The 19,282-nt window shown below is 31.6% G+C and carries 16 protein-coding genes; 10 read left to right on the top strand and 6 right to left on the bottom strand.

Going from position 1 to position 19,282, the window contains the following annotated elements; genetic code table 11:
- Window positions 1-5 precede the first annotated feature (5 nt).
- The 5 genes from ACH5TW_RS04710 to ACH5TW_RS04730 all read left to right on the top strand — a co-directional run bounded on the left by ACH5TW_RS04710 (window position 6) and on the right by ACH5TW_RS04730 (window position 5,721).
- Window positions 6-1,736 (top strand): phospho-sugar mutase, encoded by a 1,731-nt coding sequence (locus tag ACH5TW_RS04710; RefSeq protein WP_439335325.1) that lies wholly within the window; start codon window positions 6-8, stop codon window positions 1,734-1,736.
- A complete protein-coding gene (locus tag ACH5TW_RS04715) occupies window positions 1,736-3,580 on the top strand; it encodes an ABC transporter ATP-binding protein (RefSeq protein ID WP_439335326.1) in 1,845 nt (614 codons plus the stop codon). Before ACH5TW_RS04710 ends, ACH5TW_RS04715 begins: the two co-directional genes overlap by 1 nt.
- A 594-nt stretch (window positions 3,581-4,174) precedes the next feature.
- Window positions 4,175-4,717, top strand: a complete 543-nt coding sequence (locus tag ACH5TW_RS04720) for an RNA polymerase sigma factor (protein ID WP_439335327.1) — start codon at window positions 4,175-4,177, stop codon at window positions 4,715-4,717.
- Between the two features lie 33 nt (window positions 4,718-4,750).
- Window positions 4,751-5,251 carry a hypothetical protein gene (locus tag ACH5TW_RS04725; protein ID WP_439335328.1) on the top strand — a complete coding sequence of 167 codons (501 nt, stop codon included), beginning with the start codon at window positions 4,751-4,753 and terminating at the stop codon, window positions 5,249-5,251.
- Between the two features lie 17 nt (window positions 5,252-5,268).
- On the top strand, window positions 5,269-5,721 hold the full coding sequence (locus ACH5TW_RS04730) for a sensor of ECF-type sigma factor (protein ID WP_439335329.1): 453 nt from the start codon (window positions 5,269-5,271) through the stop codon (window positions 5,719-5,721).
- Window positions 5,722-5,748: 27 nt separating this feature from the next.
- Here the strand turns inward: ACH5TW_RS04730 and ACH5TW_RS04735 are convergent, their stop codons facing one another.
- The 4 genes from ACH5TW_RS04735 to ACH5TW_RS04750 form a co-directional block, all read right to left on the bottom strand.
- Window positions 5,749-6,792, bottom strand: a complete 1,044-nt coding sequence (locus tag ACH5TW_RS04735; RefSeq protein WP_439335330.1) for a WD40/YVTN/BNR-like repeat-containing protein — start codon at window positions 6,790-6,792, stop codon at window positions 5,749-5,751.
- Window positions 6,793-6,868: 76 nt separating this feature from the next.
- Window positions 6,869-7,441, bottom strand: coding sequence for an SCO family protein (locus tag ACH5TW_RS04740; protein ID WP_439335331.1), 573 nt, complete (start codon window positions 7,439-7,441; stop codon window positions 6,869-6,871).
- 121 nt (window positions 7,442-7,562) lie between these two features.
- Window positions 7,563-8,132: a toxin-antitoxin system YwqK family antitoxin gene (locus ACH5TW_RS04745; protein WP_439335332.1), complete on the bottom strand. Its 570-nt coding sequence runs from the start codon at window positions 8,130-8,132 to the stop codon at window positions 7,563-7,565.
- Complete coding sequence (locus ACH5TW_RS04750; protein WP_439335333.1) at window positions 8,133-8,909, bottom strand: YHYH protein; 777 nt, start codon at window positions 8,907-8,909, stop codon at window positions 8,133-8,135. It abuts the gene before it with no gap.
- 109 nt (window positions 8,910-9,018) lie between these two features.
- Here ACH5TW_RS04750 and ACH5TW_RS04755 point away from each other — a divergent pair, with 109 nt between their 5' ends.
- A complete protein-coding gene (locus tag ACH5TW_RS04755; RefSeq protein WP_439335334.1) occupies window positions 9,019-10,233 on the top strand; it encodes an RsmB/NOP family class I SAM-dependent RNA methyltransferase in 1,215 nt (404 codons plus the stop codon).
- Between the two features lie 133 nt (window positions 10,234-10,366).
- Here ACH5TW_RS04755 and ACH5TW_RS04760 read toward each other — a convergent pair whose 3' ends face one another.
- Together ACH5TW_RS04760 and ACH5TW_RS04765 are read right to left on the bottom strand one after the other, a co-directional pair.
- Complete coding sequence (locus ACH5TW_RS04760; protein WP_439335335.1) at window positions 10,367-11,965, bottom strand: SusD/RagB family nutrient-binding outer membrane lipoprotein; 1,599 nt, start codon at window positions 11,963-11,965, stop codon at window positions 10,367-10,369.
- Window positions 11,966-11,970: 5 nt separating this feature from the next.
- Window positions 11,971-15,174 (bottom strand): SusC/RagA family TonB-linked outer membrane protein, encoded by a 3,204-nt coding sequence (locus ACH5TW_RS04765; RefSeq protein ID WP_439335336.1) that lies wholly within the window; start codon window positions 15,172-15,174, stop codon window positions 11,971-11,973.
- A gap of 953 nt (window positions 15,175-16,127) precedes the next feature.
- Here ACH5TW_RS04765 and ACH5TW_RS04770 point away from each other — a divergent pair.
- From ACH5TW_RS04770 to ACH5TW_RS04785, 4 genes are all read left to right on the top strand, one after another.
- Complete coding sequence (locus tag ACH5TW_RS04770; RefSeq protein ID WP_439335350.1) at window positions 16,128-16,673, top strand: DUF5063 domain-containing protein; 546 nt, start codon at window positions 16,128-16,130, stop codon at window positions 16,671-16,673.
- Window positions 16,674-16,843: 170 nt separating this feature from the next.
- Complete coding sequence (locus ACH5TW_RS04775; protein ID WP_439335337.1) at window positions 16,844-17,407, top strand: hypothetical protein; 564 nt, start codon at window positions 16,844-16,846, stop codon at window positions 17,405-17,407.
- Window positions 17,408-17,548: 141 nt separating this feature from the next.
- Window positions 17,549-18,130, top strand: coding sequence for a hypothetical protein (locus ACH5TW_RS04780; RefSeq protein ID WP_439335338.1), 582 nt, complete (start codon window positions 17,549-17,551; stop codon window positions 18,128-18,130).
- A gap of 175 nt (window positions 18,131-18,305) precedes the next feature.
- Window positions 18,306-18,437, top strand: a complete 132-nt coding sequence (locus ACH5TW_RS04785) for a hypothetical protein (protein WP_439335339.1) — start codon at window positions 18,306-18,308, stop codon at window positions 18,435-18,437.
- Window positions 18,438-19,282: the final 845 nt, after the last annotated feature.

Raw genomic sequence — 19,282 nt, forward strand, 5'->3', positions numbered from 1 at the left:
ACATTATGATACACATTGAACCAAAAATTTTAGATAGAATTAATAGCTGGTTAACCCCTGCATTTGATGAAGACACGCAAGCTTTAATAAAAAGCAGTATTGCTAATGATCCAGAAGACATTCAAGAAAGCTTCTACAAAGATTTAGAATTTGGAACTGGTGGTATGCGAGGTATTATGGGTGTAGGCACTAACCGTATTAATAAATATACACTTGGAAAAAGCACACAAGGTTTAAGTGATTATTTACACAATCAATTTCCTAACGAAACCCCAAAAGCTGTTATTGCTTATGACTGTAGACATAACAGTAAAACATTAGCAAAAGTAGTTGCCGATGTTTTTTCTGCAAATGGTATTGAAGTGTATTTATTTGAAGATTTACGTGCAACTCCAGAATTATCATTCGCCGTAAAACATTTAAACTGTCACTGTGGTATTGTTTTAACAGCATCTCACAATCCTCCAGAATATAACGGTTACAAAGTTTATTGGCAAGATGGTGGTCAATTAGTACCACCGCATGATAGCGCAGTTATTAATATGATTAATGCGTTAGATTATGCCGATATTAAGTTTGAAGCCAACAATAGTCTTATTAAACATATAGGAAAAGATATTGATAATGTCTTTATTGATGCCTCTGTAGAAAACGGATGCGTAGGCGCTACTGATGCTGCCAAAGACGATTTAACAATTGTGTTCACATCACTACACGGAACATCTATTACAGCTGTTCCAGAAACTTTAAAACGCGCAGGTTATAAAAATGTACACATTGTAAAAGAGCAAGAAGTTCCAAACGGCGATTTCCCAACGGTTAAATCGCCAAATCCTGAAGAACCTGCTGCTCTAAAAATGGCATTAGAGTTAGCAGAAAAAGTAAATGCTGATATTGTGATTGGAACCGATCCTGATTGTGATAGATTAGGGGTAGCTGTTCGTAATGCGGATGGTGTTTTACAATTGCTTAATGGAAATCAAACCATGTTAATGATGACTGATTTCTTATTAAAACAATGGAAAGCAGAAAATAAAATAAAAGGCAAAGAGTTTATTGCTTCAACCATTGTATCCACACCAATGCTTAGTAAATTAGCTGAAGCTTACAATGTAGAAAGTAAAATAGTATTAACAGGTTTTAAATGGATTGCAAAATTAATTCATGATTTCCCAGAGCTTGACTTTGTTGGTGGTGGTGAAGAAAGTTTTGGTTTTATGGTAGGCGATTTTGTTCGCGATAAAGATGCCGTTACCTCTACCCTTTTAGCTTGTGAAATTGCAGCCATAACAAAATCTCAAGGAAGTTCTTTTTTCAATGAGCTTTTAAACCTTTATACAGAGCACGGTTTTTATAAAGAAAAACTTGTTTCTTTAACTAAAAAAGGTATTGAAGGTGCAGAAGAAATTAAACAAATGATGGTTGACGCTAGAGAAACGCCTTTAAAAATTATTAATGGTTCTAAAGTTGTTAAATTTGAAGATTACGATTTATCAATCTCTAAAAACATGTTAACTGGAGAAGAAAGCGCTATTGATATTCCAAAATCTAACGTATTAATTTATTATACTGAAGACGGAAGTCAAATTGCTTTAAGACCAAGTGGAACAGAACCAAAAATAAAATTCTACGTAAGTGTCAATAAAAAATTAGAGGCTGTTGAAAATTTCAAACAAACTGAAACTATACTAGACACAAAAGCTGAAGATATTTTAAAAGATATGAAACTCATTTAATGAATCATTTTTATAACATACTTAAGTATGCTAAACCATACAAAAGGTTTGCTATAGGACACATTATTTCTAATGTGTTTTTTGCTTTATTTGGCACTTTATCTTTTGTGGCTTTAAAACCCATGCTAGATGTTATTTTTAAGAAAGAGAAAGTTGCTCCAACAATTAAACCAGAATATTCTTCTAGTATAGAATTTTCAGAACTAGGAGGTTTTGCAGAAGACTATCTAGCTTATCAAATGAATCAGTTTACTGGAGGCGATAACTCTAAGGCGCTTATATTTGTTGTATGCTTGATAATAGTTATGTTCTTATTAAAAAACATTTCAGGTTATTTAGCCAATTATTTTTTAGTTTTCTTAAGAAATGGTGTTATTAGAGATCTTAGAAACAAAGTTTATAAGCAAACTGTAGAACTTCCACTTTCTTATTTTTCTGAAAAGCGAAAAGGCGATATTTTATCTCGTGTTACTAGTGATGTCTTAGATTTACAATATTCATTCTTATCTGTCTTAGAACTTATTGTTAGAGAACCACTCACGATTATATTCACTATAACAGCAATGCTAATTATAAGCTTAAAGCTAACCTTATTTGTGTTTGTTTTTATTCCTGTAATGGGCTGGATTATATCTTTAATTGGTAAAAGCCTAAAACGAAAGTCAGATCGAGTTCAAAAAGAGCAAGGCTTATTTTTATCAACCCTTGAAGAAACCTTAACAGGTCTTAGAATAATAAAAGGATTTAATGCTGAAGACAATTTCAATGGTAAATTCCAAGAATCTACGACGCGTTTTTATCATTTTTCAAACAAACTATTAAATCGTCAAAACTTAGCATCACCAACCAGTGAGTTTTTAGGTATTTGTATGATTGCTGTTATATTATGGTATGGTGGTAACCTAGTATTAAATGAAGATCCAAATTTAGCATTAGACAGTAGTAGTTTTATAATTTACATGGGATTAGCTTATAATATATTAACGCCTGCAAAAGCAATTTCTCGTGGCCTTTACAACATTAAAAAAGGTGGAGCAGCTGCAGAACGTATTCAAGAAATTATTGACACACCTAATCCTTTAAAAGATAAAGACAATGCTATTGTAAAAGATAGTTTTGATTCTGAAATTGAATTCAAAAACATTTCGTTTAAATATCAAGATGAGTATGTTTTAAAAGATTTCTCTTTAAAAATTCCAAAAGGAAAAACAGTTGCACTAGTAGGGCAATCTGGTAGCGGTAAATCTACCATAGCCAACCTTATTACACGTTTTTATGATGTAAATAAAGGTAGTATTTTAATTGATGGAATTGATATTCGCGATTTAACCACAAGTTCTTTAAGGAGCCAACTTGGTATTGTAACTCAAGACGCCATTCTATTTAATGATAGTATTAAAAATAACCTAAAGTTAGGAAACGAAAATGCTACAGAAGACGATGTTATTGACGCTTTAAAAATTGCTAATGCTTGGGAATTTGTAAAAGATTTACCAAACGGTATAGAAACAAATATTGGCGACTCTGGTAACAAACTTTCAGGCGGACAAAAACAACGTTTAAGCATTGCACGTGCTGTTCTTAAAAGTCCTCCTATAATGGTTTTAGATGAAGCTACATCAGCTTTAGATACCGAAAGCGAACGCCTAGTTCAAGTAGCTTTAGAAAACATGATGAAAAATAGAACCTCTATCGTAATTGCACACAGACTTTCTACCATCCAAAATGCCGATGAAATTGTAGTGCTTAATAAAGGTGAAATTGTAGAACAAGGAAAGCATAACGAGCTTATTGATAAAAAAGGTGTTTACAAAAAATTAGTAGACATGCAGAGCTTTGAATAAATGGTATAAATAACACCGAAAGCTATAAAATATAAAAAGGATAGAGATTTGGGTTTCTATCCTTTTTTTTATTCTTGTTAGACTTGGGGACGACTAACAACATAAGTAAGTTTCTGATACAAATTTATATTAAACAAACGTTTCTGACAAGAAAAAACACATTTAATCGTATTTAAAGCACATTTCGTCGATAAAAAACAAATACAAATAAATATTATAGTATAAAGAAAGCACATTAAGCTTCTTGACGAAAAAAGACATTTATAAAAAAAGAGTAGAGATGAAACGCTTAGAATAAACACGTAAAAAAGGTGTAAAATATAAAAAAGGATAGAGATTTGGGTTTCTATCCTTTTTTTCTTCTTGTTAGACTTGGGGACGACTAACAACATAAGTAGGTTTCTGATACAAATTTACATTAAATAAACATTCCTGACAAGAAAAAACGTATTTAATCGTATTTATTTACACTTAATCGATTAAATATATTATAAACTATTGATTTACAATTGTTTAATTTTTTTATAGAAATATATAAATAATTAGACTTTAAACTTTTAGTATATTTAGTAGTCTAAAGGCAAAACTACTTTTGTGACGGACGAAGTACAATTAATTGAACATCTTAAATCGGACAACCATAGAGAACAAGCTTTTCGAGAGCTAATAACGCTTTATAAAGAACGTTTGTATTGGCATATCCGTAATATTGTTAAGTCACATGACGACACTGATGATGTACTTCAAAACACATTTATTAAAATTTATAAAAATATTCATAACTTTAAAGGAGATAGTAAACTATTTTCATGGATGTACCGTATTGCAACTAATGAATCTATTACATTCATAAATAAAAATGCAAAACGATTACAAACAACAAATGAAGAAGTACAACAATTAGCATTAAACAATTTAACTTCTGATGTGTATTTTGAAGGCAATGATATTCAATTAAAATTACAACAAGCTATTGCAACATTACCAGAAAAGCAACAATTGGTTTTTAATATGAAATATTTTGAGGATATAAAATATAAAGACATGTCAGATATTTTAGAAACTAGTGAAGGTGCATTAAAAGCATCATACCATATTGCAGTAAAAAAAATAGAAGCTTATTTAACTAAAGATTAAACCTTTAATAAAAAAAACAGTCTTATTAATAAGATGAAAAAAAACAACATACATAATATTAACGAAACTGGATTTAAAGTACCGAAAGACTACTTTGATACTCTTGAAGATGCTATTTTAAGTAACATAAAACTTAAAGAGCTATCTAGTGATTCTGGTTTTAAAACTCCCAAGGATTATTTTAAAACTTTGGAAGATCGTATTATTGAAAAAACATCGACAAAAGAAACTCCAAAAGTAATTTCATTATTTAATAGAAGAAACTTAGTATACCTATCTGGAGTTGCAGCAGCTGTATTATTACTTTTTAACTTATCTACTTTTAATAACACAACTACTTGGGCTTCGTTAGATACTGAAACAGTAGAAGAATACATGATAAGCGGAGATTTATTAGACTCTTATGAAATAGCATCATTACTAACAACAGAAGAGCTCTCTGATGCTAATTTTATAGAAACTAATTTTAACGAAAACAATATTGAAAGCTATTTAATAGATCATTTAGATCTTGAAGATTTATATGCTGAATAAAACAAAATTATAAACACATGAAAAATTTTATACTCCCATTATTCGTGCTACTATTATCATTAAGCACATTTGCCCAACATAAAGGCAGAGAAAAAATAAAAGCACTTAAAGTCTCTTTTATTACAGAAAAACTAGATTTAACAGCACAAGAAGCACAACAATTCTGGCCTATTTATAATGCTTATGATGATATAACAACAAAATTAAAATATACTGATATAAAAAGAATTAGACGTGAAATAAAACAAAATTTCACTACTATATCTAATGAAAGAGCCAATGAGCTTTTAACTCAACTATCGGGTTATGAAAAACAATTACATGAAGAAGATATTAAACTTATCAGCAAACTAAGAAAAGTGTTGTCTCCTAAAAAAATAATTTCACTAAGAATAGCAGAAGAAGATTTTAAAAGAAAACTCTTTGAACGTTTTAAACAAATGCGACAAAATCATAAAAAACCTGAATAATAAGGAAGGAGCTTATCGCTCCTTTTTTTATTCTCTAAAAGTTAATATAGATATCTTTCCATGTCCTGCTGCATACGCCACTGTATCGTTTAAAAACCTGATAGTATAAAAACCGTCATCACTAATATGCTTCCATGATTCGCCAGAATCATTACTAAAATCGATACCATTAAAACCAACTGCGACTAACTCCTTCCCTCCTCTATTTGGAATATATTGTACGCAACTTTTATAATTTGGGTTTTCATTTTCAGCAACTAAACTCCATGTTTTTCCGCCATCAGTCGATTTAATTTTATTTGCAGTATTCGCCTCTGGATTTGTATAATCGCCTCCAATAGCAAATCCGTTATTTTCATCATAAAAATCTATTGAATAAACACCTTCAGTCGCTTTATCTTGTACAATGGGTGTTTTAACAACTTCCCAAGAAGCGCCTTTATCTTCAGAATAATAAATATTACCATTAGTAGTAGCTATCCATGTTTTATTCCCAATGGTTTTAATATTGGTATTACTTGCTGCAAAAGCACCTTCTCCGGCTTCAGCTTTAGGTAAATTATCACATGGTATTTTTTGCCATGATTGTCCGCCATCTCTTGTTATAATAATTGATAAACAGCCATTCATACTATCGCCTACAGCAATACCTTCTCTAACGTTCCAAAAAGTCATCGCATCATAAAAAACGCTTGCTCCTTCTTCTTTATAAACCAATTCCATGTTTCCTGTATCACCAGTTTTAAACAATAAAGCTGGACTTTCAATACTTAGCATAAAGAAATCCGTATTTGTATGCGCAACTGCTCTAAAATGTAAATTCAAAGTATCATGCTTTTGAATAGACGTTTGCCACAATTTTGTTTTAGGGTTATACAATCCAAAAGCACCATTATTCGCCGCAAAAGCTAAACTTTTATCATTCAATATATCTATTGCTCGAATACTTAATAAGGAATCATGTAAAATGGTTTCAACTTCTACGTTATAAAAACTTCTAATATTTTCATCTTTCTTTCCCCCACATGAAAATAAAACAATAGCAACCAATACAAATAAAATACGATTCATGAATTTCAAATTTCTATAAAAGTAGAAAAGCTTCATGGACTATCATGACCCTTTCATTAAAAAAACTAAAAATCAATCAAATCTCTTTTTGTAATATTTTAACGTGTCGTTTCAAACGTTCAACATCAACTTCTAAAGTGCCATTATAAACGCCACGTATATATCCTTTCGCATCTACCAACACAAAATTTTCGGTATGTATAAAATCACTTTCATCTTGAGTTTTATTAAAATCTTCATCAGCAAAATAACCTGTTCTTGCTATACTATAAATAGCATCTTTATCTCCAGTAATTAAATGCCATTTTTCGGAATCTACTTGATGCGTTAAAGCATATTTTTTTAAAACAGGAACCGAATCTTTCCAGGGCATAACAGTATGTGACAGAAACTTTATGGCATCATCATTTTTGTAAGCTTCTTGAAGGCTACGCATATTTTTAGTAAGTGTTGGACAAATACCTGGGCAACTTGTAAAAAAGAAATCGGCAATATACATGCCGCCTTCAAAAGTTTTATTTGTAATTATTGCTCCGTCTTGATTTACAAATGAAAAACCAGGGATTTTATGAGTAGATGCATTCCATTCTGGAGTAAAATCGGCCCTATTAAAATAAGGTAAACCAACTGCTTCATTTGTTTCTGACACGTCCTTTTTACAAGAAATAATTATTAAAAGGATTAATAAAAAAGTCACTTTCTTTATTAAATAATGCCTTGACACCGTTCCTAAAAAAACAGAATTCAGTCGAAAGAATTCATTCTTTATTTTATTTAACTTCATCGCTATCAACAGTTACAGTGTAACATTTTTTTAATCCTATTAACCCAAATCGTTCTCCATTAACTACTTTATAATTAGCTTTTATAGTACCGTTTCTTTTCCATAAACGCTGACTCCCAATTTCTTTTCCATCTACATAATTAAAATCCCTAAAAACCTGCCCAGTTTCATACCATTCTTTCACTATACCATCATACATCCCTTTTTTATTGAAATGGTATTCAAACTTTTGAGTTCCGTTATCCCACCAAGCTTTATGAATACCCGTTTTCAATCCTTCATTGTAATAGCGCTCTATAGATAATGTATTATTAGAAAACCAATGTTTCTCATAACCTTCCTTTCTTCCGTCTTTATATTGAATATCCAATTTTAAACTTTTATCTGGAAAGTAAGTCACTAAGTTTCCTGTAAAAGGTTCGTCTTTATAAAACAGCACACCATTATCAAGATTTAAAAACGTAGTTGAAGCATCAACTGTTATAGATGATTTTAATTGATTACATCCATAAAAAATAAATAGTACAAAAACAATATGTAAGGTCTTAAAACGCACTTAATTTGTAATATTTCCTGGTGTTCCAAAATACCCATTACCATTTAAATAAGGATCTTCACTTGTAATATGATAATGATAAATACCATTAGGAAAATCGGCTGTTACGCCTGTATGTCCATGATACGCATCTAAATCGGCATTGGTTATAGTAGCACCATTTTCTTTAGGTCCGTAAACAGGAAATCCATCTGCCAATAATCCTAAAAAGGCATCTTCTCCAAATTGTTCTGTTAAGAAAGTAGGCTCAATATGATAATGGTAGTTATCTTGACCTGCGGGATGCCCTAAATACTGATCAAATGAATCAATTTCATTGGTTAACGGAGAACCGCCTGCTGCATACTGATTAAAAAACACCACGCCATTTCTTGAAATACCTATTGGTCCCATTGGCGTTGCTTCTTTATTAGCAGCTTCTTTAGGATTTAACGTTATGGTGAATACAATATTTTGCGTTGTAATTCTATTAGGGTTTAATCGAAAATTAGAATTAGTCCCATTGTAATCTGCATGTAATGGATTATCTGTTGGCCAATACGGACTTGTATGATTTGGCAAATCTTGAGTAGTAAACGTTACCGTATTTCCGTTAACCGCATATGATAAACCGGTGCCTTCAAATTTTGAAAGTATCGAAGTTATATCATAATCGGTATCAACTACCGTTTCTATGTCTTCATTTTCCATTAAGTTAGAATCATCTTCGTTAGAACAAGCAATAAAAATGAAAACAAAAATTGTTAGTAAAAAAATGATTTTTTTTAGATTTCCCATGAGCTTTAATTTTTAATAGGACTCATTAATATTCAAAAAGTTTAATTAAACAGTAAACCGTAAAATATTTGGAGCTAAAACTTTACCTTTGCACCCTTATTTATATACGATGCGATTACACAGAAATTTATGCTTTGCAGTTATTGATGGCTTAACATTAATATTTAACGAAGGAAAGTATGCCGATAAAGTTATTCAACAACTACTAAAACGTGATAAACGTTGGGGCGCTCGCGACAGAGGTTTTGTTGCCGAAACCACCTACGACATGGTACGTTGGAAGCGTTTATATGCCGAAATTGCTGAAGTAAAAGAACCGTTTGACAGAGAAAATCTGTGGCGTATGTTTGCTGTTTGGGCAACTTTGAAAGGCATCAAATTACCAGATTGGAAATATTTTGAAGGCACGCCTTTACGAAAAATTAAAGGACGTTATGATGAACTCTCAAAAACCAGACGATTCAAAGAATCTATTCCAGACTGGATGGATGAAATTGGTAGAAAAGAATTAGGTGATGCTGTTTGGGGTAAAGAAATTGCTGCTTTAAACGAACAAGCCGACGTTATTTTAAGAGTAAACACGCTTAAAACAACAAAAGAAAAATTACAAACGGAATTATTCGATTTAGATATTGAAACTGATTTTATTGATAACTACCCAAGTGCACTAAAATTAAGAGAGCGTGCTAATGTATTTTCTACTGAAGCTTTTAAAAATGGTCATTTTGAAGTTCAAGATGCTTCATCTCAATTAGTAGCTGAGTATTTAAATGTAAAACCTGGTATGCGTGTTGTTGATGCTTGCGCAGGTGCAGGAGGAAAAACATTGCATTTAGCCGCTTTAATGGAAAACAAAGGTCAAATTATTGCTATGGATATTTATGGCAATAAATTGAATGAATTAAAACGTCGTGCAAAACGAAACGGTGCTCATAATATTGAAAACCGCACTATCGAATCGACCAAAGTCATTAAAAAATTATATGATAAAGCCGATCGTGTTTTAATTGATGCACCATGCTCTGGATTAGGAGTATTACGTAGAAATCCGGATGCTAAATGGAAACTACAACCCGACTTTATTGATAAAATAAAGAAAACCCAACAAGATATTTTACAACAATATTCTAAAATGGTAAAAGCTGGTGGGCAACTAGTATATGCTACCTGTTCGGTATTACCATCTGAAAACCAAGAACAAGTTGAAACCTTTTTAACATCGGAAGCTGGCACTAATTTTAAACTTATAAAAGACAAAAAAGTATTGTCGCATAAATCTGGTTTCGATGGATTTTATATGGCGGTATTAGAGCGTAAAGCTTAAAATTGAAACTCTATTGTTTTTAAAGTTTTAAAAAATGCAAAAAAAAGACTGCCTTTTCAGACAGTCTTGATTTTTTGAATTATATATCTATATATCATAGTTAATAGATATACCATTCTCTATTAATAAAAAACTACTCAACATCCCAAAAAATCCTGGTAACCAAATCATCCTTACCTCCAATTGCTGAAACTGCAGCTGAATAGTTAACTGGGTTTGCTGATTGCTCTGAATCGGGATAAGTAAACCTATGCACAAATCCATCTCCACCATTTGCTAACAGATCATTATTAAATGAATTTCTAGATATATTAGAATGATTACTCCTTCTCATATTAGCCCATGCTTCTGCTGGATTTTTAATGTTTGTAATCCAATATTGAATACTTATTAAATCAATTTTATCTTGATCGCTAACTGCTAATGTAAAATCTACATTTGCATCAGAAAGATAAGAAGTTTTTTCTGCCAAAGAAACTTCTGGAAGCGTTGAACCTGTTTCAGTAATGTAGGTCGCATAAACATCCATATTAGCAGTAATTCCATCTTCGTAATATGCTTGGGCACTTCCACTAATATAACCTCTAACAACGGCTTCTGCCAAAAGTAAAGAAGTTTGAGAATAAGTAACCCAAAATGTAGGAGCCAAAATAGATGCACCACAATTCACATTCATTTCTGAATAATTTAAACCACCTGCTTTTAAACCTCTATATGGAGCTGCACCAAGCGCGATTGCTTCTACACCAACAGGAACACCAAATTGATTTGCTATATCGTAATCAGGGTTTGGATCTGCAAGTGGATCTGCAGGGTCTTCAAAAGAAGCTACTAAGTATTTACCACGTGGATCATTTGTTGTTTTTAGCTGCTCTACAAAAGGCTCAGCTGCATGATGAAAATAAGGAAATGCAATTAAGGTATTATTTGATCCATTTGTAAACAATGACCCATCATAACGCACAAAAGCATTATCATTATTAGATGTCATCACTCCTCCAGGACCATTAACAGCTTCATTTACAATAGTCTGAGCTAAAGCAGAATTTACTTTAGTATAACGCATCCCTAATCTTAATAATAATGAATTACCTAATTTTTGCCACTTAGCCACTTGTTGTGCAGCACTAGTAGATGGAACAGCTCCATTTATACCGTAAAACAAATCAGCTTCCACAAACTCTCCACCAGAACTTAAACTAGCCACAGCTTCTTTTAGTTCTTTATGAAGGTCTTCATAAATCGCTTCATCATCATCATATGATGGATAAAAGTATTCCTTACCATCAATAGCTTTTCCTGCTTCAAAGTATGGAATATCTCCATAAGCATCTACCATAATCATAAATACCTGGGCTTTCCATATACGCACCATACTTTTTAAATTAATTCGATCCGTATCATCACCTAACATATTATTAAGTATATGTGTAAATTCTTTTATAGATCTAGTATAATTTCCAAATGCCCCATTTTGCTGTGCATCAATATTCTCATTAAAATTAAAACCAAGTGTAGCACCTGTATTATAAGGATTTACATAATGCTGAACAATAGTATTCTCAGCTCCCCATCCACCAGTTCCTGTTCGCTGTGAACCTGCAAAAATTAATGATGCTTCAATATCGTTAATTTGATAAGGATCTGTATTTATTGCCTCAAAATTGTCATCGCATCCTACTACAAATAATAAGATGGTAAATATTAATATAAATTGTTTTATAGTTTTCATATTTGTTAAAATTTAGCAGTTAAAGCAAAAGAAAAACTTCTGGTTGTTGGTAACGATGAATTTTCATAACCAACCCTTGTATCTCCGGAAGACTGAACAGCCTCAGGGTCAAGGTTAGGAAGATCTTTATATAGAATTGCAACATTACGAGCAGAAGCTGTAAAAGAAAGTCCTTTAAAGAATTTCAAAGAATTATATTTCTTTAAAACATCTGTAAAATCATAAGAAATAGATATATTCCTTAACTTAATAAAGTCTGATTTAAAAAGAAAAGGTTCTCCAATCTGTATACTTCTGTAATCAGAATAAAAAGTTTGTAAATCAGCTTGATCTACAACAGTTGTATTTGGTACATACACTGGGTTTTCATCTGTTCCTGTATTTTGAACCCCTTCTACTAATAAACCATTTTCACCTTCACGTCGACCTTCTAAAGACAATAAAGAATGTCCTTGTCTTGTCATATTTAAAAGTGTAGAAGACAATACTTTACCTCCAAACTTATAATCTAAAAATACTCCAAGCGTTAATTTTTTATACGTAAATGTATTAGACCATCCACCTATCATTTTTGCATTCGCACTACCAACAGCATGATAATCATCTGTAGCTCGAAGACGACCATTGTCTCTCAATATTTTTTCACCAGAAGGTGTTCTTAAAAATTTTCTAATGTATAATTGATTCATAGCCATACCCACCGTATAATGTAATTGACCTAAAAACTCATTACCTGTACGATTATAATCAATAACTAAGAAATCATCAATTGGAGTTCCATCAGGATTTTTACCCACTGAAAGCACTTCAGAATCCATAGCAGTATGATTCCAAGAAGTAGTCCACCTAAAGTTATCATTTTGAATAGGTGTATATTCAATTAACGTTTCTAAACCGAAATTTTTCAAAGACCCTAAATTTTCTTTAGACTCATTATATCCTGAAGCAGGAGATAATTGCACATCTAAAATCTGATCTGTAGTCACTTTTTCAAAAGCTCCTATATCAACACGTAGCTTATTACTAAACATACGCAATTCTAATCCTATTTCCTTTTCAGTAACTGTATAAGTAGTTAAAGCTGGATTAGGTGCATTTCCACTCGCTATTCCTGCTGTTGTTTGTCCATTAAATTGATTATTATCAATACCATATGCTAATGTTCCATCGTATACTCCAACACCATTAATACTTCCTGTCTCTGCCCATGAAGATCTGATTTTAGCATAATCTAACCAACTTGTTTCAGGTAATAATTCAGACACTATAACACTTCCAGAAATTGATGGATAAAACACATCGTTATTTGTTGGATTTAATTGTGAAAACCAATCATTTCTTCCTGTTAAATTCAAGAAAAATGTATCATCATATCCAAAATCTGCCAAAGCATATAAAGAATTTACTTCCGATAAAGTGTAGTCATTCCCTTGATTTTGAATAGTACCATTACTAAGAGCAAAAAAGTCTCTATTTATAAAATTACTTGCATTAGCAAATAAACGCTTATCTTTTACTCTAAAAGTATTTCCTCCAATACTTGCATCTACTGAGAGTTTACCAAAAGTCTTAGAAGCACCAATTAAGAAATCTGCATTTATATCAGTTCCATTTGATTCATCTACTGCGTAACTACCTCTATAAGTACCATCTCCATTAAAAGGGTTTGTTGTACCAATTCCTCCTGGGTTTTTCGACTCAATAGAACGGTGTGCTAAATCATAATTATATCTACCTTGCACATATAACCAATCTGTAAAATCATATCTCAAAGTAGCTGTTGCAAGTAAACGATCTCTAATTTCTCCGTAATATTGACCAGCTTGTTGTGCATAATAAGGATTTCTAATAGTAGACCAACTTGCAACTCGATATTCTGTTCCATTAGGAGCAAATGCATAATCTCTCATAAGTTCTAACGGTATACTTGTAGCTATTCTTGTAAAAAAGTTCATTGAACCACTACCCTGAGTACCAACTTGTGGGGGATTAATTTGGTTCTCATGTGAATAATTTACATTAAGAGATAGTTTAAGCTTATCCGTTATATTATGATTTATACCAATATTAGCAATAGTTCTTTTATATTCATTTGTTGGTTCTATTCCATCTGATTCTGTTGAAGAAATTGAAGCTCGGAAACTCCCATTTTCACCACCACCAGAAAGCGCTACCGAATGAGTTAAATTAATCCCTGTATTAAAATAGTCTTTTAACCTATTAGGGTTAGCTGAATATGGTCTCATTATTACATCACCATTTTCATCTGCTGCAAAAGTAGGTGTCATAGCTCCATCTAATCTTTCTCCCCAACCGAATTGCCCCATTTGACTTGCCTGTCCTTGAGTTGTTGGCCTGTTACCTCCTTGTCCAGAACCATATACTTGCTGATTTTCAAAGAAGTCTAGCGCATGTTGACTTGTATAGTTTACACTATATTCAACACCAATACCTGTGCCTTTAGATCCAGATTTTGTAGTAATAAGTATAGCTCCGTTAGCAGCTCTAGAACCATATAATGCAGCAGCAGTAGCTCCTTTTAATACAGTCATGTTTTCTATATCATCAGGATTAATACTTAACAAGGCATCGCCTCGATCTCGTTGTTGCCCATTACCATTTGTACCTCTTGCTCCTTGATCCATTGGCAAACCATTAATTACAATAAGCGGTGCATTATTACCGCCAGCAAAAGTAGACTGACCACGCAAACGAATTTTTGTACTTGCACCAGCACCTGCAGCTGGTGGTGTAATATTTAAACCTGCAACTTTTCCTGTTAAAGACTCCATTACATTAGTGGTTCTATTAACAACAAGATCTTCTGTTTTTACAGAAGTTGCTGAATACCCCAACTTTCTAGAAGACTTCTTAATACCTAAAGCAGTTATTACCACTTCATCCATTACTTCTGCACTTTCATTAAGTGTAACATCAATAACAGTTTTACCTGCAACAGAAACTTCCTTTTGTTCGTACCCTAAATAAGTAAATACTAAAGTTGCATTACTTTGGTCGTCAACTTTTATTTGATATTTACCATCAAAATCGGTTACACTACCAGTTGATGTGTTTTTTAGCAAAACATTTACTCCTAAAAGTGGTATTCCGTTTGCATCTACCACCTTACCTGTAATTGTTTTAGTTTGAGCTTGAGCAAAGCCAAACAAACCAAGCATAATAATGCAACACATAATTACTCGCAGCATAGATGAATTTTGCATAAATAACTTTGGAATACAATAAATTGTAATTTTACTCTCCATTGTTTAATTGTTTTTAAAAGGTTAATAATTTAGTTTAGTTTATGTTATTAAAAACAAATAAATAGAAATAAAACGAAAGCAAAAAGAAAATGAACGCAAAAAAACAATCGATTGCGTAATTTTTTATTAAAAAAAACTTGCTTTTAAATATATTTTTGTAGAGTTTATCAACGCAATCGATTGTTAAAGTTTGTTGCGTAGATTTTTTAAAGTCCAAGTATAAAAAACACTAAACTTATATTATTAAAAATAAAGGAAGTAAATAAAATTTAAAGAAACACTTAAATTAAAAATGATTAAAAGTGTTTTAAAAATAATGAAAAACCAATTACTAATAACATTAGTTATTACCTTATTGAAAATAGCAACTGTTAAGCGCAAGACGTTACATTCGGAATTATGGGTGGAATAAACTTTGTTACATTTACCCGAGACATTAATACAAAAGACGACGTAGTAATAGCATTTAATATTGGTGTTACAAGCAAAATTAAAATTTCGTATAAATTATCTTTTTAACCAGAATTACTATATCCTGGATAAGATTATAACACAAACGGTAGTACGGAAGGTATTTATAGCACTAAAGTATTTAACTGTTATATTAATAGCAAAATACTATATTACAAAAAGACTGAGTCTTGAAGCAGGTGCAGAAATTATTTTTTTTACTCTCTACTAAAGGAGGCTGCTAAGATTATAAAGATATTATTAGACAACAAAATTTGATATAAAGTAAGGTCTTGGATATAAACAGGAAAATGGTCTTATTATGTAGGAAAAATTAATTACATTTACAGGATAACAGCAACAAAATACTTATCATATCCTAACTTATTTACGGGATATGATCAATAAAAGCAATTATATAACGTGTTAGCCACAATATGCCACGAATGCAAAATTTGACTAAAGAAATACAATCATTACTCGAATCAAAGGAAACTCAAGATTTCCTGAAAGTCGCTCGTGGATTTATTGAACTAATAGAAAATAAAGAAATAAAGGAAATAGAATTTTATCCTGAAATGCACAAAAAACTGACTGAATTATATAACGCTGGAATTTCTCTGAAATCGGTCGAATTAATTCACTCAAGTGAAAAAACGGAATTTGAAACTGGAACGCGAGAGAATTTAAAAGAACAGAACGTAAATCTGATTTCTTCACTTGGAAAAGATTGTTTTTATTGGGAAGTTTTTGACCCTACTTACGAAAAAGAAAACGAGCCGACACAAGGTTGGTTAGTCGATGATGTTGCTGATATTTATGTGGATTTAAAGGAAGAACTTTATAAAATAGACCAAATCGGAACAGATGAAGCAATCGAAGATGGACTTTGGCAATTGAAATTCGGATTTACCTCACATTGGGGAAATCATTGTGTGAATGCAATTAGAGCTTTGCACTACATATATTACGATGGAAAAACAACAACGTAAATAAATACTGTGGCTAACAACGTGTATAATTAATTGCTTTGGTCGTTGCTTATTTGGAAAATTCCTTCGGAATTTTCTCGCGTTCGTTTTTGTTTACTAAATTAGTTGCTTAAACACGCAACTAACAATACACAAAACCGTTGTAGCACATTAAACCAACCAACATACGAATGAACAAAATCGTAGTTTTTTTATTCTTTTTAGCAATCGGAATTATTTCCTGTAAAAATCCTGAAAAGGAATCTGACAAATTGGAAATTGCCAAAAAATTCTACATTGCGATTGACAATTCAAATCCTTCAAAAACGACTGAATTAATTACCGAGAGATTTACGACCATTGACGACGGATTTGAGCAGAAATATAGTGGAAATGAATACGCTGAATGGGTAATGTGGGATTCTGTATTCCAACCGACCTACGAAATACTCAAAATCGAAAAAGAAAATGGAATTGTAAAAGCTAAAATTTCAAAAACGGACAAGCGAATTTCCTTTCTTCATCACGAACCTATTATTACAGACGAAATTATACAATTTGAGAATAATAAAATAAAGAATATCAATAGGTTTTCTGCCTCGTTTAACGTTGAGAAATTTGTTAAAAACAGAGATGAACTTGTAAATTGGATTGCGGAAAATAAACCTGAATTGGATGGATTTTTAAACGACCAAACAAAGAGTGGCGGAATGAATTATTTAAAAGCGATTGAACTGTATAAAAACAAAAAATAACGTGCTACAACAAAGTATATAATCCATTGCTAGTTCTCGCCTACTTACGAATATTCCTGCGGAATATTCTATTCGGTTTTTATTTGCTAAATTAGTTGCTTACACACGCAACGTATCATACACAAAACCGTTGGCAACAATATGACCAAACGCAGAAATAATAGTAAACGGAGTCGATTTTCGATTTTATTCCCAGTTCTGACAATAATCGGAATTGGAATTATTGCTGTGCTATCTTCTGGCTATGAAAAAAGTTGGACTTATAATTGGAATGACATCAGAAAAGAAATAAAAGACTCAATTCAAGTTGCAAAAGAACAAGGAATCACAAGCGGAATTGTTGGAGTTGGCGCAAGGTCAACAGAAGATGAAATCCAAAGGAGAAAATGGGTAATGAAAAATGCAACAGAATTAGAACTTCTGAAACTCACAAAATATCCAAACGGAACCGTAAAAGCTATTGCTTATGAGGGTTTGATTAAAAAAGAAACCTACAAAGAAAAAGCTCAACTGATTTCCAAAGCAATAGCCGATAATGAATATTTGGTTGATTATCAATCAGGTTGCGTTGGTGTTAGATATCAGATAAGTGAATATTTAATGATGTATGTTTTGAATTTTGACAGGACTTTTCCACCTTCGCCACTTACGGTAAATAATTATGGATTGTCAGAATTGGAAAAAGAAAAAATATTGACTGAATTTTATAATCGAAAAAAATAAATACAGTTGCCAACAAAGTATAAAATTAATGGCTGGTTTTAGCTTACTTGGAAAATTCCTGCGGAATTTTCCGCTGGCAAGTTTCTATTTATTAAATTAGTGCTTAAACGCGCCACTAATATTATACGTAACCGTTGCCAACCATTTGAGGAACATAACGCTAAAAACAAACATTATGAGTGATAAAAACGAAGACAACAACAATTCATCATCAAATCAATCGGAATCAGAAAATAGCAGTTCTCAAAGATTTGATTATACAACTACTGACACGAACACGCATTTAGAAAAAGATAAAAAAGACTAATAAAAAGGAATATTAAAATAAGTCCAAATATTAATATTTTATTAGATTTTTTATACGCGTTTAATCTTATTCTGTAACTAGATAGAGAATCTTCAATTGCAATTTGTAGGCATTCTATTTTATTACAAAGTATTCTGTATTCGTCAAATTCATCGCCTTTAATAAAATTTTCATTTATATTTTTCATTGGCTCAGAACCTAAAGAAACTGTATCTTTTGGAAAAATAATAAAAAACAGTATCGATATTATGACTACAAAAAGAACCGACAAAGATATTGAGAAACTAAATAAATAATCAAATTGACCCAAAGAAAATGCCCTTATAGAATAACCAGATGTAATTATTAAAAAAGAAACTAGCATCTTTAAAAGATTTGATGTTTTGTTTGTTATAACATCTTCTGTTGAATGTATGTTTATTAGGTTTTTTTCGGCTTCTGACTTTATTAATTCTAAAGTGTTTTTGTTTGTTTTTATTAAAAGTTGCTTATTCATAATCTGAATTTTAAAATGTTAAAGTTAAATAAAATCGTTCACTTAAAAATGGCGGAACGAATAAACCATAATCTGAATAAAACGGTTGGCAACAAAGCATAAAATTAATGGCTAGTTTTAGCTTACTTGGAAAATTCCTGCGGAATTTTCCGCTGGCAAGTTTCTATTTACTAAATTAGTGCTTAAACACGCCACTAATCTTATACATAACCGTTAGGCAACATATGAAAAAACTCATTCTGACATTAATAATTTTAACTTCTTTAAGTGTTTCTGCCCAAAAAAGGACAAAAATATTTTTTGAAGATATTGTTGAATGTTTTTATTCAAATAAAGCAACTGAATCTAT

It is taken from the genome of Thalassobellus sediminis, from assembly GCF_044386045.1.
Taxonomy (GTDB): Bacteria; Bacteroidota; Bacteroidia; order Flavobacteriales; family Flavobacteriaceae; genus Thalassobellus; species Thalassobellus sediminis.